This is a genomic window from Deltaproteobacteria bacterium (assembly GCA_040223695.1).
In the GTDB taxonomy this organism is placed as follows: Bacteria; Desulfobacterota_D; UBA1144; order Nemesobacterales; family UBA2774; genus JAVKFU01.
The window spans coordinates 95,490-122,340 of sequence record JAVKFU010000019.1; the positions used below are offsets into that span (position 1 = coordinate 95,490).

26 protein-coding genes are annotated in these 26,851 nt (G+C 47.7%); 20 read left to right on the top strand and 6 right to left on the bottom strand.

Features of this window, described 5'->3' with window-relative positions; genetic code table 11:
* Positions 1-29: 29 nt before the first annotated feature.
* Entirely contained in the window at positions 30-1,031 is a 1,002-nt protein-coding gene (locus RIG61_12470; GenBank protein MEQ9619972.1) for an iron ABC transporter permease, read from the top strand.
* 81 nt (positions 1,032-1,112) lie between these two features.
* Here the strand turns inward: RIG61_12470 and RIG61_12475 are convergent, their stop codons facing one another.
* Positions 1,113-1,304: a hypothetical protein gene (locus tag RIG61_12475; GenBank protein ID MEQ9619973.1), complete on the bottom strand. Its 192-nt coding sequence runs from the start codon at positions 1,302-1,304 to the stop codon at positions 1,113-1,115.
* Between the two features lie 280 nt (positions 1,305-1,584).
* Here RIG61_12475 and RIG61_12480 point away from each other — a divergent pair, with 280 nt between their 5' ends.
* The 3 genes from RIG61_12480 to RIG61_12490 all read left to right on the top strand — a co-directional run bounded on the left by RIG61_12480 (position 1,585) and on the right by RIG61_12490 (position 4,104).
* Entirely contained in the window at positions 1,585-2,064 is a 480-nt protein-coding gene (locus RIG61_12480; protein ID MEQ9619974.1) for a hypothetical protein, read from the top strand.
* Between the two features lie 54 nt (positions 2,065-2,118).
* The gene (locus RIG61_12485; GenBank protein ID MEQ9619975.1) at positions 2,119-3,096 is read left to right on the top strand and encodes a beta-ketoacyl-ACP synthase III; all 978 of its coding nucleotides are present in this window, start codon (positions 2,119-2,121) and stop codon (positions 3,094-3,096) included.
* Between the two features lie 153 nt (positions 3,097-3,249).
* Positions 3,250-4,104 (top strand): AEC family transporter, encoded by an 855-nt coding sequence (locus tag RIG61_12490; protein ID MEQ9619976.1) that lies wholly within the window; start codon positions 3,250-3,252, stop codon positions 4,102-4,104.
* Here the strand turns inward: RIG61_12490 and RIG61_12495 are convergent, their stop codons facing one another.
* Positions 4,105-5,073, bottom strand: coding sequence for a hypothetical protein (locus tag RIG61_12495; protein MEQ9619977.1), 969 nt, complete (start codon positions 5,071-5,073; stop codon positions 4,105-4,107).
* Between the two features lie 106 nt (positions 5,074-5,179).
* Between RIG61_12495 and aroA the strand changes: the two genes are divergently transcribed.
* The 7 genes from aroA to lipA all read left to right on the top strand — a co-directional run bounded on the left by aroA (position 5,180) and on the right by lipA (position 11,716).
* Positions 5,180-6,469: a 3-phosphoshikimate 1-carboxyvinyltransferase gene (gene aroA / locus RIG61_12500; protein MEQ9619978.1), complete on the top strand. Its 1,290-nt coding sequence runs from the start codon at positions 5,180-5,182 to the stop codon at positions 6,467-6,469.
* A gap of 20 nt (positions 6,470-6,489) precedes the next feature.
* Positions 6,490-7,191, top strand: a complete 702-nt coding sequence (gene cmk, locus RIG61_12505) for a (d)CMP kinase (protein ID MEQ9619979.1) — start codon at positions 6,490-6,492, stop codon at positions 7,189-7,191.
* An 88-nt stretch (positions 7,192-7,279) separates the two neighbouring features.
* On the top strand, positions 7,280-8,974 hold the full coding sequence (locus tag RIG61_12510; GenBank protein MEQ9619980.1) for a 30S ribosomal protein S1: 1,695 nt from the start codon (positions 7,280-7,282) through the stop codon (positions 8,972-8,974).
* Positions 8,975-8,976: 2 nt separating this feature from the next.
* Positions 8,977-9,858 carry a signal peptide peptidase SppA gene (sppA, locus tag RIG61_12515; GenBank protein MEQ9619981.1) on the top strand — a complete coding sequence of 294 codons (882 nt, stop codon included), beginning with the start codon at positions 8,977-8,979 and terminating at the stop codon, positions 9,856-9,858.
* A gap of 2 nt (positions 9,859-9,860) precedes the next feature.
* Positions 9,861-10,346, top strand: coding sequence for an HIT domain-containing protein (locus RIG61_12520; protein MEQ9619982.1), 486 nt, complete (start codon positions 9,861-9,863; stop codon positions 10,344-10,346).
* Positions 10,347-10,351: 5 nt separating this feature from the next.
* Entirely contained in the window at positions 10,352-10,726 is a 375-nt protein-coding gene (locus RIG61_12525) for a LapA family protein (protein MEQ9619983.1), read from the top strand.
* A 60-nt stretch (positions 10,727-10,786) separates the two neighbouring features.
* Positions 10,787-11,716, top strand: coding sequence for a lipoyl synthase (lipA, locus tag RIG61_12530; GenBank protein ID MEQ9619984.1), 930 nt, complete (start codon positions 10,787-10,789; stop codon positions 11,714-11,716).
* Positions 11,717-11,792: 76 nt separating this feature from the next.
* On the opposite strand, the gene RIG61_12535 is transcribed toward lipA, so the two are convergent.
* On the bottom strand, positions 11,793-12,257 hold the full coding sequence (locus tag RIG61_12535) for a DUF4411 family protein (protein MEQ9619985.1): 465 nt from the start codon (positions 12,255-12,257) through the stop codon (positions 11,793-11,795).
* The gene (locus RIG61_12540; protein MEQ9619986.1) at positions 12,257-13,411 is read right to left on the bottom strand and encodes an ImmA/IrrE family metallo-endopeptidase; all 1,155 of its coding nucleotides are present in this window, start codon (positions 13,409-13,411) and stop codon (positions 12,257-12,259) included. Before RIG61_12540 ends, RIG61_12535 begins: the two co-directional genes overlap by 1 nt.
* A gap of 192 nt (positions 13,412-13,603) precedes the next feature.
* Between RIG61_12540 and RIG61_12545 the strand changes: the two genes are divergently transcribed.
* Positions 13,604-14,815, top strand: a complete 1,212-nt coding sequence (locus RIG61_12545) for a cofactor-independent phosphoglycerate mutase (GenBank protein ID MEQ9619987.1) — start codon at positions 13,604-13,606, stop codon at positions 14,813-14,815.
* A 197-nt stretch (positions 14,816-15,012) separates the two neighbouring features.
* On the opposite strand, the gene mazG is transcribed toward RIG61_12545, so the two are convergent.
* A complete protein-coding gene (gene mazG, locus RIG61_12550; GenBank protein ID MEQ9619988.1) occupies positions 15,013-15,783 on the bottom strand; it encodes a nucleoside triphosphate pyrophosphohydrolase in 771 nt (256 codons plus the stop codon).
* Positions 15,784-16,052: 269 nt separating this feature from the next.
* On the opposite strand from mazG, the gene RIG61_12555 reads away from it, so the two are divergent.
* Complete coding sequence (locus RIG61_12555) at positions 16,053-18,167, top strand: NHL repeat-containing protein (GenBank protein ID MEQ9619989.1); 2,115 nt, start codon at positions 16,053-16,055, stop codon at positions 18,165-18,167.
* Between the two features lie 217 nt (positions 18,168-18,384).
* Positions 18,385-18,975 carry a hypothetical protein gene (locus tag RIG61_12560; GenBank protein ID MEQ9619990.1) on the top strand — a complete coding sequence of 197 codons (591 nt, stop codon included), beginning with the start codon at positions 18,385-18,387 and terminating at the stop codon, positions 18,973-18,975.
* A gap of 27 nt (positions 18,976-19,002) precedes the next feature.
* On the opposite strand, the gene RIG61_12565 is transcribed toward RIG61_12560, so the two are convergent.
* Positions 19,003-20,184: a Xaa-Pro peptidase family protein gene (locus tag RIG61_12565; protein MEQ9619991.1), complete on the bottom strand. Its 1,182-nt coding sequence runs from the start codon at positions 20,182-20,184 to the stop codon at positions 19,003-19,005.
* Between the two features lie 131 nt (positions 20,185-20,315).
* Here RIG61_12565 and RIG61_12570 point away from each other — a divergent pair, with 131 nt between their 5' ends.
* The 6 genes from RIG61_12570 to RIG61_12595 all read left to right on the top strand — a co-directional run bounded on the left by RIG61_12570 (position 20,316) and on the right by RIG61_12595 (position 26,850).
* Entirely contained in the window at positions 20,316-20,771 is a 456-nt protein-coding gene (locus tag RIG61_12570) for a hypothetical protein (GenBank protein ID MEQ9619992.1), read from the top strand.
* Positions 20,772-20,773: 2 nt separating this feature from the next.
* On the top strand, positions 20,774-21,259 hold the full coding sequence (locus tag RIG61_12575; protein ID MEQ9619993.1) for a DUF4149 domain-containing protein: 486 nt from the start codon (positions 20,774-20,776) through the stop codon (positions 21,257-21,259).
* A gap of 32 nt (positions 21,260-21,291) precedes the next feature.
* The gene (gene erpA, locus RIG61_12580) at positions 21,292-21,615 is read left to right on the top strand and encodes an iron-sulfur cluster insertion protein ErpA (protein ID MEQ9619994.1); all 324 of its coding nucleotides are present in this window, start codon (positions 21,292-21,294) and stop codon (positions 21,613-21,615) included.
* A gap of 178 nt (positions 21,616-21,793) precedes the next feature.
* Complete coding sequence (locus RIG61_12585) at positions 21,794-22,819, top strand: LLM class flavin-dependent oxidoreductase (protein ID MEQ9619995.1); 1,026 nt, start codon at positions 21,794-21,796, stop codon at positions 22,817-22,819.
* Between the two features lie 178 nt (positions 22,820-22,997).
* Positions 22,998-24,812: a carboxyl transferase domain-containing protein gene (locus RIG61_12590; protein ID MEQ9619996.1), complete on the top strand. Its 1,815-nt coding sequence runs from the start codon at positions 22,998-23,000 to the stop codon at positions 24,810-24,812.
* 154 nt (positions 24,813-24,966) lie between these two features.
* The gene (locus RIG61_12595) at positions 24,967-26,850 is read left to right on the top strand and encodes an FAD-dependent oxidoreductase (GenBank protein MEQ9619997.1); all 1,884 of its coding nucleotides are present in this window, start codon (positions 24,967-24,969) and stop codon (positions 26,848-26,850) included.
* Position 26,851: the final 1 nt, after the last annotated feature.

Sequence of the window (26,851 nt, forward strand, 5' to 3'; positions counted from 1 at the left end):
ATACAAATCATATTTTTTATCCTACGACAATGAGCACAAAGAAGAAATTTATTATTTCGATCTCTCTGTTACTGATACTCTGGGCCTTGATATCACTTGTAAGCATATTTACGGGCACGTACGGGATGCTGACCCCCGGCGAGATAATGGGCGGAGACGAGCTGGTCAGTACGATTTTTTTCAAGATCAGGGTTCCCAGGGTTTTAATGGCTTCTGTCGCGGGCGGAACCCTGGCAATCACCGGGGCCGCGCTCCAGGCGTTATTCAGAAACCCTCTGGCCTCCCCTTTCACGCTCGGAATATCGGGAGGGGCTTCTCTGGGGGCCCTTATAGCTATCAGATTGGGACTGGCAGCGGGCGTGCTGGGGTTCTCGATGGTCTCGATTATGGCCTTTCTGTTTTCATTACTGACGATGATATTCGTATATTCGATATCTAAGGTCGGGGGAGTAATAGCTACGGGAAGACTTCTTCTTGCCGGGGTTGTAATGAACTTCCTTTACTCCGCGTTCGTGCTCTTTATTCAGTTCTTCTCCAGTTTTACGGAGTCGCTTCAGACTATGCGCTGGATTATGGGGAGTCTGGATATAGTGGGTTTCGATGACGTCTGGAAAACGCTGATATTCGTAGTGCCCGGAGTCATTATTCTACTGTCGATAACAAAGGATATGAATCTGTTCGGGCTTGGGGACGATGTGGCATCGTCCCTCGGCGTGAATGTAAAGAGGATGGAAAAATTAATCTACTTCGCGACCTCACTTGCCGCAAGCGCCGTAATCTCCGTAACGGGGCCTATAGGGTTCGTGGGATTAATCATTCCTCATATACTCAGGATGATTCTGGGAGTGGATAACAGGATTATTCTTCCGTGCTCATTCCTGCTGGGGGCCTCTTTTCTCACGGCCGCCGACACGGTGTCCAGAACCCTGATTTCCCCGGTAGAGATACCCGTGGGAATTATCACGGCGTCTGTAGGGGGGTTGTTCTTTCTTTGGCTCCTGATCAGAACCAAAAAAGAAGTGATAGTTTAAAAACGACTCGGACCCGTTTAAACGATACTGCCGGCCCTTCGGGCCCTCAGAGTAGCTAAAAATACCAGCTACAAAATGATACTATGAGCCCGGAGCCTTAAACGGATCGGCTTCGCCGCTCCCTCCGCCGCTCGTAGATTCAGCCTGAGGGGGTTCGGATGGTGGTGGTGGCGGTGGTGGCGCCTCCGTAGCCGCAGCCGGAGTATCTACCGCAGGCTGCATAAAACGCCAGATTACAAAAGCCAAAGCTATAATAATGAGTGTCCACATCATCTCTTTGTTTCCTCCAATTTCAAATTATCAAGCACTCAAAATATTACCGCGAAAGAATCCCTGCTCAGAATTTCAAATCCCGGCTTCTTGAATGTGCCTAGAATAATTTCATCTATCGGGCATTAATACCTTGATACTAATAAATTTTATATGCTCATGTCAAGAAAAAATTTTTAAAACCACTAAAACCGTGCTTTTTCGCCTCATCGGAACCGAAAAGGGCTATTTTTTGTGTAAATTAAGATTATATTAGAATTAACCAGGCGCGGAGGGGAATTTTTTGCTATCCATACTGCTTAAAAACTTGTTCAACAAAAGCGGGCTCAAGATAGACCTTCCCGAGCTGAATCCCGATACAGAGCTTTCACTCTCGCTTATAGAATCGGGCTGTGTTTTCGTATCGGTAGGCAACAAAACCGCGCTAATAATAAAAAGCGCTGCAGACGACTTAAAAATCTTGCAGCAATCAAACCGTATATACATTGATTTCGAGCTTATAAAAAGACCGGAATTCCCTACACTGGGCGCGTATGTGATTTTTGAAACCGGCACAGGTGCTGCGCTTCGTTTTGAATACTTCTTCAATATAGAATCATCAGAAGAAATGGAGCTTCTTGAAACGCTGGTCGATCAGGACAACTTTGATATCATTCTTTACGACGGAGCTATAAAGCACCTTAAAAGGACAACAATAAGCGGTGACAAAAAAAAAGAGCTCGCTTCGCTGCTGACCGGGGCGGGAGAGAAGTTTGACAAGTAGATTTGTTCTCAGATACTATTCCCCCACGAGTACCGATAAGGAGTAGAGATAAAATTGAGTTTTGTAAGGTTCTTAGGAACTGGTTCGGCGGCACCCGACAAAGTCTTAACCAACTTTGATCTGGAGAGAATTGTCGATACCTCGGACGAGTGGATTCAAACGAGGACCGGGATACGCGAAAGAAGGGTAGCCGAGCCGGATGTCGCGACATCCGATATAGCCTATGAAGCCGCGATCAAAGCCCTTAAAAGCGCCTCTGTCGAAGCGGAGGAGCTTGACGGAATCATAGTGGGCACCATATCGCCCGATTACATGTTTCCCTCCACAGCGTGCGTTCTTCAAAGCCGTCTCGGCGCGAAAAATGCCTTCGGTTTCGATGTGCTCGCAGGGTGCTCGGGGTTCCTGTTCGCTCTACAGGCGGGCAAGGGCATTATCGACGGAGGCGGCGCGAAGAAGCTTCTTATAGTGGGAGCCGAGACTCTTTCCAAAATTATGGATTTTGAGGACAGAACGACTTGCATACTGTTCGGCGACGGCGCCGGGGCAGCCGTGATCTCACACTCCGACAGACCCGGTATTCTTTCCTGCTGTCTCGGATCCAACGGTGATTTCGGAGACTTGCTTTACATGCCCGGCGGAGGCTCCCGAATGCCGGCCTCGGAGGAGAGCGTGAAGAACAAGTGCCATTATTTAAAGATGGAAGGCAAAGAGGTTTTTAAGGAAGCGGTAAAAGCTATTGAGTCTTCTTCGCTGGAAGCGATTAAAAAAGCGGATCTTACGACCGACGAAATCGATCTTTTCATCCCCCATCAGGCAAATTACAGAATACTCGAAGCCGTCAGAAAGCGGCTCGGCATGCCGAAGGAGAAGGTATTCAGCAATTTGGACAGGTACGGAAACACTTCATCCGCATCTGTGCCCATAGCACTCGATGAAGCCGTAACAAACGGCAGAATCAAAGAGGGAGACAACGTACTGTTTTCGGTATTCGGCGCCGGGTTTACATGGGGCGCGGCTGTAGTGAGGTGGTAGGGGAATCCACAGTTCCCCGTTTTCGTCTATTCTCTTATTTACACGCGCTTATTTCCCGCAACATTAATCATGCAAATCTAATTTCATTTCCAAGCAAAACCCCGGATTGAAAAAGGGAGACAGCAAGCCATAGTTAATCAGATCATAAACATAGTGCTGCCCGTTTTCCTCATTGCCGGTATAGGATATTTGTTCGGCAGGCGCAAAAAGATAAGCCTCTCATCCGTAAACGACTTTATAATTTATCTGGCGACCCCGGCCCTGATTCTTTCATCCCTTTCCAAAGACCCGATAGACATAAACATCGCGGGGAAGGTATTCGTTTCAGTCTGCGTTATTATCGGGGTGTCTTTAATCCTAGGCGTTCTCGTTATAAGAGCGCTTAAAATACCCATCAAGGTCTATCTGCCCCCGGTGCTTTTTGCCAATACGGGAAATATGGGGCTTCCGCTCGTGCTGTTCGCATTCGGCGAGACCGGTTTTAATGTGGCGATACTGTATATGGTGTCAACGACGATGCTTCACTATACGCTCGGCATTTTAATCCTGAATTATGACGAGAGCCCGCTTGAAATTTTCAAGCTCCCGCTCGTCTATTCCGCAATCGCCGGTGTGTTGCTGAGCGTATCGGGCCTGACGCTGCCTACCCCTGTTTTCAGGGCGGTCGACCTGCTCGGAGAGGCGAGCATACCGACAATGATATTCGCCCTCGGGTACAAGCTGTCCGAAGTGAGCCTGAACGACGTGAATAAATCTTTTCTGATCGGGGCCATGAGAATTTTTTTCGGCGTGAGTCTGGGAGTTCTGGCAGTATCTATTTTCAAGCTCGACGGAGTGGCCGCAAAAGTCGTAATCCTGGAGTCCGCCATGCCTCCCGCGATTTTCAACTTCGTACTGGCAGAAAAATACAAACAGGACTCTCAGACGGTAGCCTCGATTATTCTGGCCGGGACGCTGATTTCCATAATCACCACGCCGGCGATTATCGCTTTTCTTATAAATGGATAGTCATTTTTGCCCGTTAAGACACCTGACCTTCATAATCGGCGCTCCGAACAGGTGGTATTCGGTATCGTAGAGAAATTCTTTTCCGCCGTTCACATAGGTAATACTCTCCTGCTGGAGGAGGGAATCGAGCTCTATAACACTGTAATCAATGCCTTTTTTCATTTCTCCCGCAGGCTTGAGCGCGGACTCGGAAAGGTCGATATTGAACTCGTAGGCGTTTTCATAGGTCAGCACAAGGAAGCTCTTGCCGTCAGGCGCTATGTCGAATGAAGACACTATTTTGCCGTATACTGAGTCGGATGAGCCGAGCACGGTAAAATCTATATCGCCCACGTAGTCGAGCTTTAAAGGTCCCTCGCCCGCGCTCTCCCATCTAGCTTTTTCGAGCCTGTAAAGCCTCGCGGGATAAGCCTCCGATCTGTCGAGGTCTTCCTCTTTGGTGAGTATGTAAATATCGCCGTTCGGATGGAGTGCCATCCCCTCGGCATTTCGCGGACCGTCAGGATATACAACTTTAAGCCTCTTTACCGGGGTAACGGACCCGTTGTAGTTTTCGAGCTCCTGAATAACCAGGATTTCCGTAAATTTTCTCTTCCGTCCGTTGTCACCGATGTCGGCGATGAAAAGGCACGATTTCGAGGACAAACATTCCCCAACATCAACGTCTTCGAAATCACTGCTCCGTGCATCGAAACCGTTTATTCTTATCTTGCCCGCGTTCTTCCCGCGTACATCCGTAGTAAAGAAATAAGGCCCCCCTCCGGAATCGTTAATATGGTAAAGCCTCCCCGGAAATATGGAGGATGCGGCAATACCGCTCGCCTCATCTATCATTGTATAGTCAAGCGAACCCGTCTTTTCACCCGCGCTCCACCTGCCGCAAAATTCCGCCCGGCTCTCTGGCATAACCCATAGAAATCCTGAGAACAGTATTATTAAGACGAGTATATGTTTCAGGAGACTTTTCATTTTATGCCTTCCCTTGTTTCAAAAACTTAAATAAAATATTACCCACGAAGTTAATCAGGCAAAATACTTTTTTATTTCTTCCGAAAGTATTATTATCTTGAACAATATGTCCACACGGATCATAAAAGGAAATTCCGCCCCGCTCAGAGGGGAATTCACCCCGCCCGGAGACAAATCGGTCTCTCACAGGTCGCTCATGATAGGCTCACTGGCCAGAGGCAAATCCAGGGTCACAGGATTTCTTAATTGCGACGACACTATCTCGACCGCAGACGCGATGAGCAGGCTCGGAATTCCCCTGAAAATCCGGGGAAGCAATGTGGAGATAAACGGAAACGGGCTTTCGGGGCTGAACGAGCCTCAGGATATTATCGACGCCGGAAATTCGGGAACGACTACGAGGCTACTGAGCGGGCTCCTGTGCGCACAGGATTTTTTCACCGTCGTTACAGGCGACAAATATCTGAGGGCAAGGCCCATGAAGAGGGTAGTGGACCCTCTGAGACTAATGGGCGCCAGTATTACGGGGAGAGAGGGCGGCAACAGGCTGCCCCTTGCAATAACGGGCGGCAAGCTCACGGGTATCTCTTACGAATTACCCGTCGCGAGTGCTCAGGTCAAGTCGGCGCTCCTGCTCGCGGGACTTTACGCGGACGGCATAACGGAGGTCATTGAAACAGAGCCTACCAGAGACCATACCGAAAGGATGCTCAACTATTTCGGCGCCGAAGTAACCAGAGACGGAAAGAGCATAAAGATAGACAGGCAGGAGGATTTTAAAGGGAGAGACATTTCAGTGCCCGCGGATATTTCCTCGGCGGCGTTTTTCATAGTCGCGGCACTGATAAACCCGGGCAGCGAAATCCTGATCAGGAACGTCGGATTAAACCCCCTTAGAACGGGGGTTCTGGATATACTGGAGCATATGGGCGGAAACATAGAAATACTTCACAGTAAGGAGGAATCGGGAGAGCCCGTAGGGGACATCCTGGTCAGGTCGAGCGAGCTACGCTCGGTTGAGGTCAAGGGCGATATGATACCCAAAGCAATAGACGAGCTTCCCGTAATCGCGGTAGCGGCCTCTTTTGCCGAGGGAGAAACGGTAATCAAAGACGCGGCCGAGCTCAGGGTGAAGGAAACGGACAGGATAAAGGCAATGACCGCGGAGCTGGGCAAAATGGGCGCAGGGGTTAAAGAATTTCAGGACGGCATGTCCATAGCCGGAAAGGAATCCCTGAGCGGGGCCGCCTGCTCAAGCTGGGGCGATCACAGAGTCGCGATGGCGGTCGCAGTGGCCGCGACACGCGCCCGGGGAGAAACCGAAATAGAAGGCGCAGAGAGTGTTTCGGTATCGTACCCCGAATTCTTCGATGTAATCGGACGGCTCAGAAGTTAATTGAGATTAAGTTACCGCGAATGAGCGAAGCGCCTCCGAATAATTCGCCTCGAATAAAGCTAGATATGATTATAACGATAGACGGCCCTTCCGGCGCCGGAAAAAGTACGGTTTCTAAATCGGTCGCGCTCCTGCTGGGTTATACGTACCTGGACACAGGGGCGATGTACCGCGCCGCCGCGCTCGAGGTAAGAAGAAAGGCGGTCGATATTAACGACGCGAGTGGGCTCGAATCCCTTCTCCGAAATACGGATATAAGAATTGAAAACACCCGCGGCGATAATCTCAGGGTCATACTGAACGGCGAGGATATTACGGATAAAATCAGAACCCCGGAGATTTCCCGCCTCTCTTCCGATATAGCTACCAGGAGGGCAGTGAGAGAGAAGCTCGTCGAGCTTCAGAGGAATACAGGCAGAGCCGGGAACATAGTGGCTGAGGGAAGGGATATGGGCACATATGTGTTCCCGGACGCGGACTTCAAGTTCTTCCTTGAGGCCTCCCTCGACGAGAGGGCGCGAAGGCGCTGTAAACAACTCCTTGAATCCGGGAGTAAATCCGACATCCGTGAAGTGAAAAATGAACTCGAAATCAGAGACAGACAGGACAGGGAACGGTCAGAATCTCCCTTGCATCCCTCACCGAATGCGGTCATAATAGATACTACGAATCTATTGGCTGACGAAGTTATAAGCATGATAATTAAAGAAGTTCAAGGTTAGTAAATATATCTGCGCTACCTAATTCTACTTCTTAGAGTGATAACCGACAGTTACTATAATAGATAATACCGTACAAGAAGGCAGGTCTATGGAAGACGAGAAAAATTTTGCGCAACTTGTTGACGAGAGCATGAACGTCCCTGACAAAGGCGTCGTATTTACCGGTCATGTGGTCCGGATCGACCAGGATGACGTATTCATCGATTTCGGATCCAAATCCGAAGGCGTCGTTCCGGTTCAGGAATTTTACAATAAAAATAAAGAGCTCGATGTGAATATCGGGGATGAAGTCGAAGTCGTTCTGGACAACTGGGCGAGCGAAGGATTGCCCAGGCTGTCGAAAATCAAAGCCGCCAAGCTCAAAGAAGATGAAATAATACAGGAACACTTCGAAAAGGGTGAGCTGATAAAAGCCAAAATACTACACAAGGTCAAGGGCGGATTAATCGCAGACATCGGGGATAAAACCGAGATAAGAGCTTTTATACCGGGATCCCAGATCGATATAGTGCCTAGGCCGGATTTGGACAGCCTGACAGGGGAGACGCTTGAAGCGAGAATAATCAAGCTAACGGGGAATGACATTGTTCTATCGAGAAGGGTGCATCTGGAAGAGGAGCGCGAGGTGCTCAAAAAGGAAACACTTTCCAAAATCGAAGAAGGAATGGAGGTTACGGGAAGGGTTCTCAATATTATTAACCAGGGTGCATTTGTAGATATCGGGGGCGTAGAGGGATTCATACCCGTAAGCGAGCTCGCGTGGGGCAGAGTTTCGCACCCGAGCGATGTTCTTGCAAGGGATCAGGAAATAGCGACAAAAATTATTAAATTTGAAGAGCCGGAAAAAATAACGCTCAGCCTGAAAGAAACGATGCCCGATCCCTGGAATTTCGTCAGGGAAAAATACAGACCTGGTTCCCGGATCAGGGGCAGGGCGGTTTCCCTGATGGATTTCGGCGTATTTGTCGAACTCGAACCGGGCGTCGAAGGACTCGTGCACGTTTCAGAAATCGCCTGGACTAAAAGATTCCGTCACCCCAAAGAAGTGGTCAAAGTAGACAGCACGCTTGAAGCGGTTGTGCTCGATGTGGACCCTGAGAACAGACGAATATCGCTCAGCTTAAAGCAAATCGAACCGAGCCCCTGGGAGATATTCAAGGAAAAGAACCCGCCCGGCACCAGAATAAAAGGCGTAATCAGAAATGTTACTGATAAAGGGCTTTTCGTGGAGGTCTCGGAAAATATAGTCGGCCTCCTGAGACCGGACAACATATCCTGGAAGGGAAGGGTAAATCCTGAAGAATCTTTTGAAAAGGGAAGCGAGATAGAGGTTGTAGTTTTAAATGTCGATGAGAACAATCAAAGAATCGCGCTCGGATTAAAACAACTTACAGCCGACCCCTGGGAGGAAGTTCAGCAGAAGTACAAAGCCGGCAAATCCGTTGCAACAGGGACTGTAAAAGAGATTAAGGACAGGGGGATTGTAGTACAGCTCGATGATGATATCGAGGGCTACATCCGCTCAAGCGAGCTTAACCGTGAAAGAGGCGACAGGGACAGGGACATAACGAAAAGCTTCAATATCGGAGACGAGATAACCGCTCAGGTAACGGGTTTCGATAAAAGAAGCCGGCAGGTGAATCTCAGCAAACGGAGATACGACGAGAGGCTCGAGAAAGAGCGCGTTTCGGATTTCATGACTTCCCAGGGAGAGCCTTCGGCAAAGCTGGGTGACGTGCTGAAAGATAAATTAAAATCCATTAATAACGACGAGGTTGTCTGATAGTGCGCGGGTTTTTACTTGCGATAGTGGCGCTTGTGCTTCTGTTTTTTACCTTTATCGCCGGACTCGGCTGCGGACTGCTCATTTCGGGCGACGACAGCCTGACAAGCGGTGAAAAAGTCGCCGTCCTGAGAGTGGACGACGTAATCATGGACGATCAAATCTATCTCGAAAGCATCTCCAAAATAAGAGATGACGATCAGATAAAAGCGGTCGTGGTCAGAATCAATTCCCCGGGCGGAGCAGTGGGGCCTTCCCAGGAAATATACAGCGAGCTTCTGAAACTTGGCGGGGAAATGCCTGTTGTAGCAAGCATCGGAAGCGTGGGCGCGTCAGGCGGATACTACATCGCGTGCGCCGCCGAGAAGATTTACGCCAATCCCGGGTCCGTCACGGGGAGTATCGGCGTAATCGCTCAGTTCGCCAGCTACGAAAAGCTGCTCGAATGGGCCAAGGTGGATGTCGAAGTCATAAAGAGCGGTAAATTCAAAGACATAGGCTCCCCTTTCAGGGATATGTCGGAAACCGACCGCGAATACATACAGGAACTCATAAACAACGTACATTCACAATTTAAATCCGCAGTCGCCGAATCCAGAAACCTGAGTACGGCACAGGTTGACAGGATTGCCGACGGAAAAATATTCTCGGGGGAGCAGGCGAAAGAACTGAACCTGGTAGACGAATTGGGAACTATAAACGACGCTATAAATTTTGCGGGCAGCATGGCCGGGATAGAAGGGGAGCCTAGCTTGAAATATTTTCCCAAAAAGAAATCCCCGCTAATGGATTTACTCTCGGCAAAGATCGGTATTCCTCAATTAACCGGCGTCCCGACAAAATCCAGCTTTGGACTTTTCTATCTGGTTGATATAATAAATTGAATATGAAACTGCTCTGGGCGCCCTGGAGGCTTGAATACATAACGGGGGAGAAAGAAGGGAAATGTATTTTTTGCGATAAACCCAAAGAAGGAAATGACAAAGAGAATCTCATATTATATAATGGTGAGACGGGTTTTATTATAATGAATCGTTATCCCTACTCGAACGGGCATCTTATGACAGTTCCTTATAAGCACACGAACGATTTTTCCGAGCTCAGTCAGGAAGAGAGACTAGAGCTGATGAATCTCAACGTCAAGTGTATCGATATACTTAGAGCCATTAAGCCCGAAGGTTTTAACATCGGTATGAACCTCGGAAAGGTCGGGGGGGCCGGCATCGACGACCACCTGCATTTTCATATCGTTCCGCGGTGGAACGGGGATACAAACTTCATGCCCGTTATCGGTGATGTCAGGGTGATGCCGGAGTACCTTCAAGATACCTATGAAACGCTTAGCCGACAACTAAAAACATTGGAGAGGTGAGAAAAATGCGGTTTATTAAAATATTATTCATAGTTCTGGTAATAGTTTTATTTGCAGTATTTTATAGTCAAAATGAAGGTGTCTTTACCTATAATTTCGAACTTAAACTGGACTTATGGAAATATATGATAGGTCCTTACTTAACCAAAAACATAGTAATTATTCTAGCCGCATTCGTTATGGGCGCGCTCGTAACTGTAATTTACGGCGCTCTTCAGTCAATAGGAGCGAGCGCTGAATCCAGACAAAAAAGCAGAAGGATAAAGGAACTCGAGGCAAGGGTGCAGGAATTATCCGAGGAAAAGAGACAAAAAGAACAGGAGACCTCGCCGTTTGCCCCCACAGTGACCCGGGAACACGGTACGTCACAGGACGGCTAACGTACTGACGAATTAAACATATTGTGCTAATCCTGTCTTTTTGATTAAACTATCTAGAGTATGAGAAACTCAGGAAAGCCCGGCTGGATAAAGGCCAAAATACCGCAGGGTCCGAACTACAAACACCTTAAAAACCTGATGAGGACGCTCAACCTCAACACGGTTTGTGAAGAGGCAAAATGTCCCAACATAGGAGAGTGCTGGGGAGCCGGGACTCTAACGTTCATGATCCTGGGCGATACGTGTACGAGGAGCTGCGGCTTCTGCCATGTAAAGACCGGAAAGGGCGGGGAAATCGACCGGGACGAGCCCGGGAGGGTCGCCAGGGCTGTACGGAGTCTCACGGAAAATAACGCTTATATAAGCCACATAGTGATAACCTCTGTTAACAGGGATGACAGGAACCTGGAGAGCGCCCGTGTTTTTGCCGAGACGATAAGAGAGGTAAGAAACAGCAGCCCCGGGGTGAAAATAGAGGTGCTCATACCGGATTTCAAAGGCGAGAGAGAGGCGCTGGATGAAATACTGGCCGCCGCTCCGGATGTGCTCAACCACAATATAGAAACGGTTCCGAGGCTCTACCGCCACCCGCAGCTTACGCCGAGCGGGAGGAAAAGATCCGTGCGCCCGCAGGCGAACTACGAGTGGTCTCTCAGGCTCCTTGAAGATAGCAAGAAATACGGTCACGAAGGCATGCTCACGAAGTCGGGAATCATGCTTGGCCTGGGGGAGGAGATGGACGAGATAATCGAAACGCTGAAGGACCTGAAAAACACGGGCTGTGATATCGTCACCATAGGGCAGTACCTGCAGCCGACAATAGACCACCTTCCGGTATCCAAATTCTATCACCCGATGGAGTTCGACTCGTTAAAGGCGTACGGGGAGAACGTCATCGGCATACCCCACATAGAAGCGGGCCCTCTCGTAAGGAGCTCCTATCATGCCGAGAAGCAGGTGGTTAAACTCTCCCAGCATCAGGCGGCTTGAAAAAATATATAGACTATAGCTATAACCCACATACTTAAAATCAACTATAATTTAAATAACCGATACGGAGCAATCCCTAAAATCTCCACCCTTCTTGTTCCATAAATTGCTTTAAATTTAAGCAAGGCACAGAAAAATGTTGACAGATATTAGGAATTTTTGCAGAGTTAGGTTTAAATACCTCACCTGTTACAACATGAGCACCTCTTACCGCAGCTTTTGCAATAACGAAAGGATCAGCGTTCAATCCCCCTTTGAGTAATTTTTGCTGTTGAATGTTATGTTGAAATAGAGGAACGCCATAAATCTGCCTAATGAATTTTCCTTCATCTATGGATATTTCCTCAAAGATATTACCATTATCGTTTGCCCATTCTTGAAGATCATCCGTACGAACATTAATCTCTCTAAGATTTTCGCGTGTAGAAATAATACTGCCATTATCTACTAACCCATTGAAGTTATCCCACAATGTAGGAAATAAATCGGGATAATAATGACGAAAAAGATCGATTAGGGGTGAGGTATCAAATATATACATTAAATATCTCTTTCGAATTTGCTAATAGAATTAAATTTGTCTTCGAATTTGCTAACGTATTTTGGTTTGATATTCAAATACTCGCCTAGTTGAACAACATCAATTTTATTCTGGTGATAATTTTTTAGTACTAGATTAATATAGTGCGGGCCTAAATAAGCTATTTGTGTGAAATAATAATCGCCACCATCGCCGCCCCTTCCTTTAGCTTGTTTTGCCCATTCATCTGATTTTTGCTCATAATATTCCTTAGTGATTGCATCCTTAGATAGAAACTTACGAAGAATAACCTCTCTGCTGACGTTATATCTTTGTGCCAGCTTGTATATGCTTCGTTCATCTATTTCTAGATCCTGTATGGACTCTAAGAAATCTGAATCTGGAACAAGAAATGCGGCTGTAAATTCATTGCAGAATATTTCAATTCTTTTTGCGTCTTTTTGAAGATTATAGATGTAATCATCTCTAATCTTATCAATTCCACTAGTGTGCAATAACAGGTGTGTCAGTTCATGAATTAGGGTGAATATTTGTCTACTTTTAGAATTTGTATTATTTATATAAATTATAGGAAACTCTGCATGATAAAGACAGAATCCCGAAAAGCCACTATCTTTGAAAGCATCCTTGAATACATATACGCCATGATCCGTAATTACATTTCTCCATTTCTCGAAGGCTTCATCAACACCACTCCAAGAAATCTGGTCATTTAGCGTCACTGATAGATATGATCTAACCTCATAGGTCAATTCGCTTATCGGGCGATTCAGGTCAAGATGAATATTTCGAATAATATATTTTTCTGATGGATTGTCATTGTCATTCAACTCCATAAGATTCAACTGCATTGCTTTGGCTTTTCTAAGTAACATGCGGACGCTTCGTGGCATATATTCAAATTCAATGTCAGGCAATGTTCTGAATGACTTCTCTAAGGGTTCAATTTCAGGCGGTTCGGGAAAGAAAAATACCGCCATTGGACATTTGAATTTATCCGATAGAGATTCAAGTTGGCTGTACGTAGGAAAGGAATTACCGACTTCCCAATCTGAATAGAGCTTGAAGTGTTTGGATAGGTCATCAACGGTGTAACCCGCACGTTCCCGGGCCCATTTTAATACGGATGGTGTGATTGGCATCCGTTCAGGCATTAATATTCACCTCTATTAATACTATAGTTTGTAGTTCTGAGTTTTTATTTTAATCATACATCACGTTTAAGTATTATATAAATTTCACAACTTCGCTAGCTGCAAATTTCCATTTAGCATCGTAAATTAAAATGGTTATTCAAACTGTTTTCATCTTGATAATTACAGAAAAGCATATAACATCATATCCTCATGAAATACGTGATACTGCAGGGCGACGGGATGCCCGACCACCGGCTTCCGGAGCTAGACGGAAAGACCCCGCTCGAGGCCGCCAACACCCCCAATCTGGACAGAATAGCGAAATCCGCAATTAAATTCGGGATGGTGAAAACAATCCCCGAGAACCTGCCGCCCGGAAGCGACGTAGGCAATCTGACAGTCCTCGGATACGACCCAAACGTTTACTACACGGGTAGGTCCCCCCTTGAGGCCGCGAGCATAGGCGTCAAACTCGGAGAGAATGACGTGACGCTCAGGTGCAATCTGGTAACTCTCGCTCCCGGAAACGGGAGCCACGTGATGGAGGACTACAGCGCCGGACACATATCGACCGAAGAGGCGAGGGAAATAATACTCGATCTCAAAAAAGAGCTTGAGGAAGACGGTCTTACATTCCATCCGGGTGTAAGCTACCGCCACCTGCTCGTATGGACGGGAGGGAACAGGGACATCCACACGACCCCGCCGCACGACATCTCGGGTAAGGAGATAGGCCCTTATGTTCCGACGGGGGAAGGGACCGACATGCTTAACCGGCTGATCGAGAGGTCGCGCGAAATTCTGCCGGACCACCCGGTTAATAAAAAGAGAATAGAGGAAGGGAAAAACCCCGCTACGAGCATATGGCTCTGGGGCGAGGGGGTAGCCCCCGATATGCCTTCTTTTAAAGAGCTGTACGGCCTGACGGGCTCAGTTATCTCCGCAGTGGATCTCGTTAAGGGCATAGGGCATTACGCGAAGCTCAAGGTAATAGACGTTCCCGGAGCCACCGGATACCTGGATACCAATTACGAGGGGAAGGTGGAGTACGCGCTCAATTCTCTTGACGAGGTGGATCTCACGATGATACATATTGAGTCCACGGACGAGACGGGACATATGGGGAAAGCGGAGCTTAAGATACAGGCGATCGAAGACTTCGACGGCCGCGTCGTGGGGCCGGTTCTGGAAGGGATAAAGAGATTCGGCGATTACAAAATTTTGGTCATGTCGGACCATCCCACGCCGATTGATCTCAGGACGCACGTAAACGAGCCCGTGCCGTTCGCTATATACAGCTCAGAAGACGAAAGCGTGAAAAACGACAGGTTCGTGTACACGGAAAAATCCGCTGCGGAATCAGATATATATATTCATGACGGCTGGAAACTGCTGGGGATGCTGATAGGGAACGATACTTGAAACGTCAGAATACTACTTTCCAAACCCCTATGCTTCTGTTTCTATCATATTAAAAAAAGATAGATTCTCCCGGCGTTTATACTGAGCTTATCGAAGGGTTCGAAATGACAATAAAAGGCGAGAACCTGAAACAAGCCTGCCCTGAACTCGATTCAGGGTTCAGGTTGACGGAAATGTTATAAGATTTACCAGCTCTATTATTTATCTTCCCTCTTCACTTCTTCCCAGAGCTCATCCATTTCTTCGAGCGTCAGCTCTGAGAGCTGTTTTCCCAGGGCCTCGGCTTTATCCTCGATCCTCCCGAAACGGTCTATGAACCCGTTGATCGCCTTGTGAGCGGCCCCCTCGGCGTCGATCTTCAAATGCCTGCCCAAATTGACGAGAGAAAAAATGAGATCGCCCCACTCTTTTTCTATCCCCTCCCTGTCGCCGCTTTTTATCTCCGCCTCAAGCTCAGAAAGCTCTTCTCTCACTTTGGAAATAACCTCGCCCGCATCGCTCCAGTCAAATCCCACCTGCGATGCCTTCTCTCCGACCCTCTGCGCTCTCAGCAGCGAAGGCATTGTGCGGGGAATATGGAGAAGCCTTCTCTTTCTCGATTTCTCCTTCAGCTTCTGCGCGTGCCATGTTTTTACCGCCTCCTCCGCATTTGCCGCTTTATCCTCGCCGAACACGTGAGGGTGCCTTCTTACGAGCTTAGTGTGGAGCCTGTCGATTACCTCATAAATATCGAACTCCCCGCTTTCGTCCGCGATCTGAGACGCGAAAAGCACCTCGAAGAAGAGATCGCCGAGCTCCTCGATAAGCTCGTCTTTATCCCGCGCCTCAATCGCCTGAACGACCTCGTAAGCCTCCTCGATAATATAGGGTCTCAGGGTTTCAAGCGTCTGCTCCCTGTCCCAGGGACACCCCTCGGGGCTTCTCAAGTGCCTGGAAAGCTTTACCAGATCATCAAAAGATTTTTTCATAATCGCTCCTGTTTTTCATTCAAATTACGGTGAGCTAAACGACCGTACGAGTACATGCCAATATTAAATCTGAAGGGTATGCGATATGTAATTCAGACTCAATATTAATCAAGTTAGCAGAAAAAGGCACGAACGCAAAAAACCGTGTTGAGATTGTATCTCCTCAATTCAGTATATTCCACAGTCAAGTTTTATCTACAAATATTTCAAACTGGTGATAAGATTATATAAGTCAATTCATAACTATACAAAATAAAAGGAGATGGAGGATGGTGTTTAAAAATAGCCTGCCAACACTTGTAGTCACTTTTCTTACGTCCGGTTCTTTTCACCGGTTAATTCTGAGATTTGCCCTGTTGTTTGTTCTTCTAGCTTGCGTACCTGCTGTAATATCCTGCGACTCAGGAGATAATGAGTCAAAACAACTAAGCGGTTTTGTTCTAAGCGGTGATGAACCGATAGAGTCGGTTGAAGTAACTCTTTTCTCGACGGGGACGCCCAGGGGAGTGGAGTTACTGGGCACAGGCCTCACAGACGACACAGGGTTTTTCGAAATATCATTTGACCTTCCTTCAGAAGAAAACGCAGTAATATACGTAACCGCACAAAGCCCTATTCTGGCATTATCAGGGCAGACAAGGCTTCTTATCAATGATTCCGTCAGGCTTGCAACGGTACTCGGCAGAAAGCCAATTGAGGACGAAATCGTGATAAACGAGAGGACTACCGTAGCAACAGCCTACGCTATGGCGCAGTTTTTTGAGGACGGCGAAATAGACGGCCCCTCGCCGGGACTACAAAACGCCGCGGACATTCTTACTAAGCTGGTTGAGCTCGACACTGGCGATACTACCTTTTTCCTGAATACATTTCCAAACGGCGGCAGCACTACGACGCGGGGGACATTTAATTCCCTGGCCAATATGCTTGCCGCTTGCGTACGCTCCGGGAATGAGTGTGACGAGCTTTTTGACCTTGCTACAACACCCGGGGGAGATGAGCCCGATGATACTTTGGAAGCGGCTCATAATATAGCCCTATTCCCGTGGCAGAACGTGGATGAGCTATTCGATTTTTCACTTATGGAGCAGGTATACGGGCCCGCGCTCGATTCGACGGAGGATATAACGGCATGGATCCTTGCTGTAAGGTACATCGGGAACGGTATGGAGTTTAACGGCCCGGGGAACGTCGCTTTTGACCCCGAGGGTAACGCATGGATCACCAATAACTTTGTGTTTCAAGACAATCCACTTAATGTAGCATGCGGAGACGACCATGTGCTGAGGCTCACGCCGACGGGCGAGGACGCTCCAGGCGCACCTTATCAGGGCGGCGGTCTTTACGGAGCTGGCTACGGCATTACGCTCGATCCTGACGGGAACGTATGGATAGGTAACTTCGCTTTTCAAGGCGAAGGATGCCCGCTCGACCCAGACGCCCGTGCTCAATCAGTATCGAAGTTCTCGCCCAACGGGACTCCGCTATCACCGGATACGCTTGGCGAAGATATTGGAGGATTTAAAGGGGCCGATAACACGCTCTTCTTTCCTCAAGGCACGGTTTCAGACAAAGACAGTAACATCTGGATCGCAAGCTGTAGCGCAGATCATGTAACGCAGTTTCCGGGAGGAGACCCCGACCAGGCTTTTGTAATACAAGAGACGGATGATTCAGATGAGAAAATTGTAGTCGCGCCGTTTGATATTGCAATAGACGTCGACGGGAATGCATGGGTAACCGGGAACGAGAGCGCAAATGTAGCGAAGTTCGATCCCGATGGCAACCTCATACTAAACGTTTCAGGTGAAGATGCGGCTGAGGCCGGGTTCAAACTGCCGATGGGCATAGCGACTGACGGATTCGGAAATGTGTGGATCGCGAACTCAGGCTTTGTGACCGCTCCATGCGACGGTAACTCAGTACCTAATTTGATAGATTTTATAGCACTCACTTTTGACCCGGACTTCATGAACCCGGATGCGTCGGTAATTAAGGTAACGTCAGACGGATCGGAGATAGGGTCATTCAAAGGCGGCGGCTTGCTCATGCCGTGGGGCATATCTGTGGACGGCGGCGGGAATGTCTGGGTATCGAACTTTGACGGAAGCACTATTTCATACTTGTGCGGAGAGGATACATCTAACTGTCCACCCGGCCTGGAGACAGGAGACCCGATAGCTCCCATGGGCTATTTCTTTAACGGCCTTACGCGCAGCACGGCCGTGGAAATCGACCCATCCGGAAACGTCTGGGCTACAAACAACTTTGAAATATTGGCCATTCCGGAGAACCCGGGCGGAGACGCAATGGTGGTTTTTATAGGTGTTGCAAGTCCGGTTGCCGCTCCGCTGATCGGGCCGCCTCAATCAATAGGGCCATAGGATTTCAAGCGTCTGCTCCCTGTCCCACGGTCATCCCTCACGGCCTCTTAAGTGCCTGGAAAGCATTATCAGATCCTCAAAGGATTTTTTCATAATCGCTCCCCTGTCAATTCAAATGATCACGGGTGAAACGGCTACAAATACATGCTATATTAAACCTACGGGGAATTTGAAATGTAAAGAATACTCAGTATTGATCAAGGTAGCGGAAAACCGCATGAACCTAAAAACCGGTAACGCAAAGGGCTTAATATTCATCAATATCAGAGAGTATATAGTAAAAACATACGGTCACGATATATGGGACAAGGTAATTAATGAGCTGCCCGCATCAGACAGGGAGACACTCAAAAAGGATTTTTTAAGAACCGGCTGGTACTCCGCTCCCCTTTTAAACCGCCTGATAAAGAGCTATGATCTCGCGGTCGGCAACGGCGATTTCAACTCGGTCATACCGCTTGCGGAATATATAGCGAAAAAAGACCTTATTCCCATGTTCGATATTTTTGTGGATCTGAATAACCCCGTATTTGTTCTCAACAACGCGCCTTCACTCTGGAGCAGGTATTTCGACAGCGGCGTAATGGATGTAAATGTGCTGGATATCGAAAAAAAACACTCTGTTGTCGAGCTCTTTGAAAACGCGGATGAAAACGCGGCTTCAGGGGCCGCAATCTGCAATTACGCGGTTCCAGAGTGGTTTAAAATCGGACTCATGAAGGCGGGCGCGGAATCTGTAAAAATCATGCAAACAATTTGCCGCTACCAGGGCGCCGAATCATGTAAATACGAGATCTGGTGGGAATAAGAATTTCTGAACGAAGCAGGACGCGCGTTAAATCTTGACTCTTAACCTCTTCGGATACTTCGTCAAATTAGTACAGCCGTTTTTTTCTACCAGCACTACGTCTTCAATCCTTACGCCGCCCGTTTTCTCGTAATAAAGCCCCGGCTCGACCGTTACCACATTGCCCTCTTCGAGCACTTCATCGCCGAGCCCGACCCTGGGAGGCTCATGAATCTCGAGTCCCAAGCCATGCCCGGTTGAGTGAATGAAGCCTTGACTTTTACCGTCGATGTTTCCCGTCTCAAAACCGCAGTTGTTAAAATAATCGACTACGGCGGAATGAACGTCCCTCACCCTTACGCCGTCCCTGATCATGCCGATCGCGAGCTTTTGCCCCTTCAGCACCGTGTTATACATCCTGACCAGCTTCTCGGAGGGCTCCCCCCTTATTACGGTTCTTGTCATGTCTCCGAAATAACCGCTCTTCTGGGATCTGGGAAATATATCAATGACCACAGGCTTATCGGCGGAAAGGGGACCTTCCCCCGTGTGGTGGGGCATCGATGAATGGATACCGCAGGCGACTATGGTATGGGACGCGGTAAATCCCATCCTGGAAAGCTCCGCGTTTATCTCACCCTTTATCCTTTCGGAGCTTAGCACCTGTCCGTCGAGGTATAGCTTCTTCTTTCTTATCTCGGAAGAGGCTATCATCTTTATTGCCACATCCATCGCTCTTGCGGTTTTTCTGAGCGCGTCTTTTATCAGCTCGACTTCCCGGGGGGTTTTCCTGAGCCTTTCCACGAAGAATGGGTCCCTTTCTTCCGTGATAACGGTAAAACCCCTTTTCCTCAACTCATCGGCATATTTTAAGGGGAACATTCCGGGGACTTTTAACCTTTTAATCTTTTTGTCCTTAAGCAAAAGGTCCGCAATATCTATTAACCTTATTCTCTTCTTCTTGTTTTTGCTTTGTGCCTGCAACCTTCTCTGGCACTCGGAAAGGGAAAGGATTTTATCAACGGCGGCCTCTTTCTTTCCCCTGTCAATCTCGAGGTCGCTTAAAACCAGTATTTTTTCGCCGTTATGCTCTATGTATATAACCGGGTCCGGCACAAAAAAACGGGTCCTGTAAAAGAGATCGGCGTTATTCTCGCTTTTGTCTATTATTAATAAAGTGCCCTTCATCGTTGAAGAAACACTATACCTTACGACATGTTCCAATATCAAGAAGAAAATGATGTATCCGGCGTTTGGGAATCAACGGGCGCTCAAGAGCGCCTGAACCTTTCGTATTCGACCTACTACGTGTTATAATTAGAGCACTTGACGGGAATAAATCTAATAATAAGAGGGGATTTATGAACAGAAATTCTTTCAATGCCGCGCTTATGATCCTGGCCGCCGCTTTTTTATATGCCGTTACAACTACGCCGGGCTATACAGAGGACGGAGACTCCGCAAAGTCGATATCCCTGGACCAGATTTGCGAACTCTATAGTGATTACCCCATGTCCACCGACAATATTTACGGAAACAAAACCGTCAAAACAACCGTGGAAGTATCGAGCGTGAGAAAAATTCACTCAATTTGCTCGGACGCCCCCGAAGGCAGCTTTACGATGGAGATAACAAACAAAAGCGGGACAATTCTGGAGTGTTTCTGCAACGAGCCGGTTTACAAAAGCGTGCTCGAAAATACACCCGGGGGGAGCCGCCTCAGTGTCGAAGGGATGTACAAATCAATGACAGCATCGTACTCGGAGAGTGAAAACAAACAGTGCAAGGTCACTATCTATAACTGCAGCTTTAAATAACGATGCATACGGCGCTGAAATTCATTTACAATCTGTCTATATGTTTCTGGATAGGGAGCATTTTCTTTTTCTCTTTCGTGGCAGCCCCGAGTATTTTTAAGGTATTGTCCAGGGAAACCGCGGGAAACGTAGTCTCGGATATATTTCCGAAATACTACCTCGTAGCATATATATCGGGCGGCCTGGCCATAATTTCATCTGTTATCCTCTGGTACTTGAGCGACCGCGGCTCGGGGCTTTTATTCGGAATAAAAATAGCGGTCCTGTTCGTTATGCTGGCGTTAGCTGTTTTCGCGGGGGAGGTGATAAGACCCAAAGCTGTCGAAGCCAGGGCGGAAATGAGAAGTCTTTCCGAAAAATCGCCTAACTACCCGATAACACATGATAAATTCCGGAACTTGCACAGGCAGTCGGCTATCATGAATTCGGCTGTTTTTTTATTGGGAATTGCCATATTATTCTTTAATGCATATACTAATAAAGAATAGGAAACACATTTTTTCAAGGGAGGTAGTTATTAATGTTCACAGTAACTACAAAAGCAGTTGAAGAGATCAGGAAATTACTGTCTGAAGAGAATATACCCGATGCCTTTCTCAGAGTAAGGGTTATACCCGGCGGCTGTTCCGGTTTTTCCTACGAAATGGGATTCGACGACGAGATGGAGGATTCGGATAAGCTTTTTGAACAGGAAGGAGTCAAGGTTGCTATCGATGAGCTCAGCCTTCCATACCTCCAGGGCGGCGTTCTCGACTATCAGGACGGTCTCAACGGAACCGGTTTTTCCATAAACAACCCCAACGCGACTGGTTCCTGCGGCTGCGGGCAGTCCTTTACCGCATAAAATCAGAATTTAAAAGCTAACCAAATGGCCGGATAGGGAACATTCCCTATACGGCCATTTTCTTTTTCGTTCTTATCAATTTAGAACCTTTCAGGTTATAATAGTCAATGCCGAATTTAAAGGCACAGAGCATATTACCGGTAAATTTCAACCGCATTATTAAACAGGAGTAGAAACGATGAAATTCGGAATAGGTTATTTTAGTCTTCAGTCACCCCCGCATAAATCAAGGCCTCACAGAGAGCTATACGCGGAAATGCTTGAAGAAATCAGCGCTGCAGATGAAATGGGTTTCGATTCGGCCTGGCTAACGGAGCATCACTTTCTGGAAGACGGGTATTGCCCTTCGCTTTTGGTAACGGCCGCAGCCATCGCTGCCAGGACAAAGAAAATACGTATCGGCACCGGAGTTCTTCTGATGCCGCTTCATGACCCTGTGAGGGTCGCCGAAGACGCCGCTGTCGTCGATCTTATTTCAGGTGGGCGCTTAATTCTCGGGCTGGGTCTCGGATACCGGCAGGAGGAATTCGCAGCATTCGGCAGGAGTCTTAAAGAAAGAAGGGGACGTATGGAGGAAAGTATCGAAATACTCCATAAAAGCTGGGCGGATGAGCCGTTCAGCCTGGAAGGAAAGTATTATAAAATCGAAAATACGAACGTCACGCCGAAACCGGTGCAAAATCCGATACCTATCTGGATAGGGGCGTTTACCGAACCTGCCATAAGAAGGGCTGCGAGGATAGGCGCGCCGCTCTTCGTACCCGCAATCGGGACAATACCTATTGTGAAATATCTCTTCGACCTCCATAGCTCACTGCTTGAGGAATACGGAGAAAATCCCGATGACTTTGAAAAACCGCTTGTGAGAGAGATATATATTTCGGATCAAAAAAGCGACAAGGCGTGGGAGAAAATAAAGGAGAACGTTACATATACGGCAAAGGGATACGCGTCGTGGGGTTCTATGGTGGACCGGGAGGGCAATTTGCTTTCGGACCCGGACGACCCTGTTTTGTATGATATAGCGAGGGAACAGTCCATAATCGGCACACCGGAGGAATGTATCGACACCATAAAAAGGTACATGGACGAACTCCCTGTCAATAATCTGATATGCCGGTTTAAATTCCCGGGAATCAGCCATGATGAAGCGATGAGGTCAATGAAACTTTTTATTGAGAAGGTGCTTCCGGCTGTATCTTAAGGCTTCAGAGGCTGTAAAGAATCCCGCCTTAAACCCTTGAAAAGAGGATATATGGAATTTAAGCCTGGAAAATTCTCCAGGTCCTCTATATATCATCTAGCCTGTTATGTGGTTATAATAATTCGGTTTATTATAAAATACAGCTCAAATGATTCAAAAAGCACGGAGAAAATAACAAATGAGCCGACCTTCCAAGCTGAGTTCAATACATGAACAATCAAGGTCCTACGATAAGATAAAATCCAGGCAAATAATCGATTCTTTATATAAAGATTTCGTATCGTACGGCGAACTGGAGGATTTCCCTACCAGTATAAGCGCCCCTTCCGGACAAATAATTGATATCGTCGATGATCCCGCCGTAATTGTAGGCACAGCTGTATTTAAGAAAAACAATAAAAAGGTCGCGGTCATCGCTCAGCTGATGCCCTCAAGCGACGAGGAGCGCACAAGACTCAACTACGGACTGGTTAAAGCCGACGGGTACGCACTGGCTTACAATATGATGAACTACGCCGAGGAGAACGGCCTGATGCTCCACACATATGTGGACACAATCGGAGGAGACCCTTTCGAGTACTCAGCGGGCAAACTGCAGTCGTGGCTGATTTCCAATTGCCAGGCTAAAATGATTTCACTCAAGACCAAATCCATATCAATAGTCCTTGGCAGCGGTGGCAGCGGTGGAGCGATCGCGCTTCAGCTCGCGCACAGAAGATATATGCTCTCGCGCGCAGAATATTCGGTTATAACCGCCGAAGGATGCTCCGCCATACTATTTCGGAGCGCCGAGAATATAGAAGAAGCGCTTGAGGTTCTGCAGCCGACCTCCGAGTATATGCTGAAATACGGAATAGTGGATAAGGTAATTAAGGAGCCGGCACTGGATAACTCCGACTATAAAAAGAAGATTCTGGGCAATATAGAAAAAACAATATTGACGGCTACCGAAGAACTTGAAAAAACGGACATAAAATACCTTCAGAAAAACCTTGTAGACAGGATACAGCAATGCGGTGAGGTAGAGAAGGGCGAGCATACCTATCAGGCGATTGCAAAGAAAATAAAAAGCTGGCTGCCGCACTACTCGTTCGGCAGGACGCCCACGCCCGAAGTATCCCATATGCAGTTAGCCCTCTACGGCGCCGAGCCTCACTTCTGCAACGATGAAAAGGATGCGGAGGGAAAAATAGTAAGGCCCGGATGCCGCAGACACTTTGCAAAGGAAGAGTTTCAAAAGAATTTTTACGCCTGCCCGTACTGCGAAAAACCCAATCCGATCGGGTCACACGATTATCTTGACCTTCTGCTTAATACGGATTCGTTCCATGAGCTTCATTCTAATTTCAGCGTGGACGATATCGATTCACGGTTCAATTTTTATGATTACAGCGAGACCAGAAAAAAAACTTTCAACCGCACGGATTCAAAGGATTCCCTGGTTGTAGGCTACGGGAATATGTTCGATATCCCTGTCGCGATAGCAGTGAGCGAATTCAGGTTTATGGGAGGGTCGATGGGAGCCGTATTCGGTGAAAAAATGAAACTGATAGCCGATTTCGCGGTGAAGGAAAACCTTCCTCTTATTTCCGTGACTGCATCGGGGGGAGCCAGAATGCAGGAAGGGACGATCGCTTTGTATCAGATGGCAAAAACCATCTCCGCCATACTACAATTAAAAGAGGCGGGACTTCCCTATATTTCGGTGCTGGGCCACCCTACGACAGGCGGGGCTTTGGCCAGTTATGCCGTTCAGGGCGACTATATAGTCGCCGAGAAGAAAGCCACGGTCGCCTTTGCGGGGGACAGGGTAGTTAAACTGACGAGCGGCGGAAGAGGCGTCGATCCGGCAACCATGACGTCCGAGTTTTTCACGAAACAGGGCGGAATTCACCTGGTAACGGAAAGAAGCCAGTTAAAATCATCCATTGCGGGAATCTTGAGGCTCACCCCATGGTATAACTCCATAAAAACCAAAAATAAAGATAATTGAAACTGTTTGGATTAATGACAAAATACAGTTGACCGTGATTCCGAAGCAATTACAACGTTGAGATTTGCTTATAATGATATGAGCTGGATCGGCGTAATCGATCGTAATGCAGTACCTATTGCGCCGATGATAAAAATGATACCTGTATAAAGAAATGAAACCTGAATCCGGATTAAAGAAGACGGAAAACAACGAAAAGGTCGTAATAATCGGGGCCGGACCCGCCGGTTTGACCGCCGCTTACGACCTCTTGAAAGCCGGTATGACGCCCGTTGTGCTTGAAAAGGACGACACGGTCGGAGGCATTGCAAGAACCGTAAACTACAGAGGGTACCGGTTCGACATAGGCGGCCATAGATTCTTTACGAAAGTCCCTCAGGTCCAGGGTATGTGGGAAGAGGTACTTGGGGAGGATTTCCTGGAGAGAAAGCGCCTGTCCAGGATATACTACAATAACAGATTTTTTTATTACCCCTTCCGTATATCAAACGCGGTGTTCGGACTCGGTTTGTGGAACAGTATCCTCATTGTCACAAGCTATCTGAAATCGCAAATTTCACCAAGCCTGCCCGAAGACACATTTGATAAATGGGTATCGAACCGTTTCGGTAGACGTCTCTACGAACTGTTCTTCAAAACTTATACGGAAAAGGTATGGGGTATCCCCTGCAGTGAAATAAGCGCCGAGTGGGCCGCGCAGAGGATAAAAGGTCTCTCGTTATTGCAGGCGCTCAAAAACGCCTTGCTCGCGGATAAGGGCAAGAAAAAAGAGGACGTAATTAAAACGCTTATAGACAGCTTTTACTATCCGAGGCTCGGACCGGGGATGATGTGGGAAAAGGTTGCGGACAGAGTGACCGAAGACGGGGGCGAGGTTTTGCTAAACGCCGATGTGCGAAGGATATTGATTGAGAACGGCGAGGTTCACGGGGTCGAAGTAGATGAGAACGGAGTGAAACGGGTCGTCAAAGGTTCTCATTTCATAAGCAGTATGCCGATCAGAGAGCTTGTGGCGAAGCTCGATCCTCCCGCGCCCGAAGAGGTATCTACAGCCGCTTCTCAATTAAGCTACAGAGATTTCCTCACTATTTCCGTTATAGTCAGCAAACGGGTCGTTTTCCCCGATAACTGGATTTACATCCACGACCCGGGAGTAAAGCTGGGAAGGATTCAAAACTTCAAAAACTGGAGCGAGGACATGGTTCCTGAAAAAGAGAAGACCTGTCTGGGGCTCGAGTATTTTTGCTTCGAAGGGGACGGGCTCTGGTCAATGAGCGACCGGGACCTGGTAAATATGGGAATAGAGGAGCTGGAGAAGGTGGGGCTGGTGAAAGCTTCCGAGGTGGTGGACGGAACTGTCGTCAGGATGCCGAAAGCGTATCCGGTTTATGACTCCACTTACAGGGAATCCCTGAGGGTAATACGAGCCTACCTCGGTGGAATCGATAATTTACAGCTCGTCGGCCGTAACGGAATGCACAAATATAACAATCAGGACCACTCGATGCTTACCGCAATGCTGGCGGTGCGGAATATTCTGGGCGCTGATTACGACCTCTGGAGCATTAACACCGATCAGGAGTACCATGAGGAAATATCAGAGGACAGCCGGCCCGAGCGATACGAATTCGGGGAAATTTCACAAACCCAGCCTATAGTGCCCGAACACGCAGCCCGGGAGGGCGCGTCCCCTGTTGAGCAGGCAATAATAAGAGCTTTCGCCAGACTGGATAAAGGAGCCTTCGCGGTTTCGGTAGGAACGGTTTGCGGTCTCGCGATTTTCCTTGCCACCCTTTTCCTGATAATAAAAGGCGGGCCTGACGCAGGAGCGAACTTGAGACTGCTCGGCCAGTATTTTATCGGCTACTCGGTAAGTCTGGAGGGGACGTTTATCGGGTTGGCATACAGCTTTCTATGGGGTTTCATTTTTGGATGGCTCTTCGCGTATATGAAAAATTTCTTTACCGGCCTTTTCATATACAGGGTAAAAAAAGAAAGGGAGCTTTCATCATTTAAAAATTTTATCGATTATATTTAAA

Bases quoted from the DNA above. Each gene is read 5' to 3' on its own strand.
- RIG61_12470 (MEQ9619972.1), top strand. From the start codon at position 30: ATGAGCACAAAGAAGAAATTTATTATTTCGATCTCTCTGTTACTGATA.
- RIG61_12475 (MEQ9619973.1), bottom strand. From the start codon at position 1,304: ATGATGTGGACACTCATTATTATAGCTTTGGCTTTTGTAATCTGGCGT.
- RIG61_12495 (MEQ9619977.1), bottom strand. From the start codon at position 5,073: ATGAAAAGTCTCCTGAAACATATACTCGTCTTAATAATACTGTTCTCA.
- aroA (MEQ9619978.1), top strand. From the start codon at position 5,180: ATGTCCACACGGATCATAAAAGGAAATTCCGCCCCGCTCAGAGGGGAA.
- cmk (MEQ9619979.1), top strand. From the start codon at position 6,490: ATGAGCGAAGCGCCTCCGAATAATTCGCCTCGAATAAAGCTAGATATG.
- RIG61_12510 (MEQ9619980.1), top strand. From the start codon at position 7,280: ATGGAAGACGAGAAAAATTTTGCGCAACTTGTTGACGAGAGCATGAAC.
- RIG61_12520 (MEQ9619982.1), top strand. From the start codon at position 9,861: ATGAAACTGCTCTGGGCGCCCTGGAGGCTTGAATACATAACGGGGGAG.
- RIG61_12525 (MEQ9619983.1), top strand. From the start codon at position 10,352: ATGCGGTTTATTAAAATATTATTCATAGTTCTGGTAATAGTTTTATTT.
- lipA (MEQ9619984.1), top strand. From the start codon at position 10,787: ATGAGAAACTCAGGAAAGCCCGGCTGGATAAAGGCCAAAATACCGCAG.
- RIG61_12535 (MEQ9619985.1), bottom strand. From the start codon at position 12,257: ATGTATATATTTGATACCTCACCCCTAATCGATCTTTTTCGTCATTAT.
- RIG61_12540 (MEQ9619986.1), bottom strand. From the start codon at position 13,411: ATGCCTGAACGGATGCCAATCACACCATCCGTATTAAAATGGGCCCGG.
- RIG61_12545 (MEQ9619987.1), top strand. From the start codon at position 13,604: ATGAAATACGTGATACTGCAGGGCGACGGGATGCCCGACCACCGGCTT.
- mazG (MEQ9619988.1), bottom strand. From the start codon at position 15,783: ATGAAAAAATCTTTTGATGATCTGGTAAAGCTTTCCAGGCACTTGAGA.
- RIG61_12555 (MEQ9619989.1), top strand. From the start codon at position 16,053: ATGGTGTTTAAAAATAGCCTGCCAACACTTGTAGTCACTTTTCTTACG.
- RIG61_12560 (MEQ9619990.1), top strand. From the start codon at position 18,385: ATGAACCTAAAAACCGGTAACGCAAAGGGCTTAATATTCATCAATATC.
- RIG61_12570 (MEQ9619992.1), top strand. From the start codon at position 20,316: ATGAACAGAAATTCTTTCAATGCCGCGCTTATGATCCTGGCCGCCGCT.
- RIG61_12575 (MEQ9619993.1), top strand. From the start codon at position 20,774: ATGCATACGGCGCTGAAATTCATTTACAATCTGTCTATATGTTTCTGG.
- erpA (MEQ9619994.1), top strand. From the start codon at position 21,292: ATGTTCACAGTAACTACAAAAGCAGTTGAAGAGATCAGGAAATTACTG.
- RIG61_12585 (MEQ9619995.1), top strand. From the start codon at position 21,794: ATGAAATTCGGAATAGGTTATTTTAGTCTTCAGTCACCCCCGCATAAA.
- RIG61_12590 (MEQ9619996.1), top strand. From the start codon at position 22,998: ATGAGCCGACCTTCCAAGCTGAGTTCAATACATGAACAATCAAGGTCC.
- RIG61_12595 (MEQ9619997.1), top strand. From the start codon at position 24,967: ATGAAACCTGAATCCGGATTAAAGAAGACGGAAAACAACGAAAAGGTC.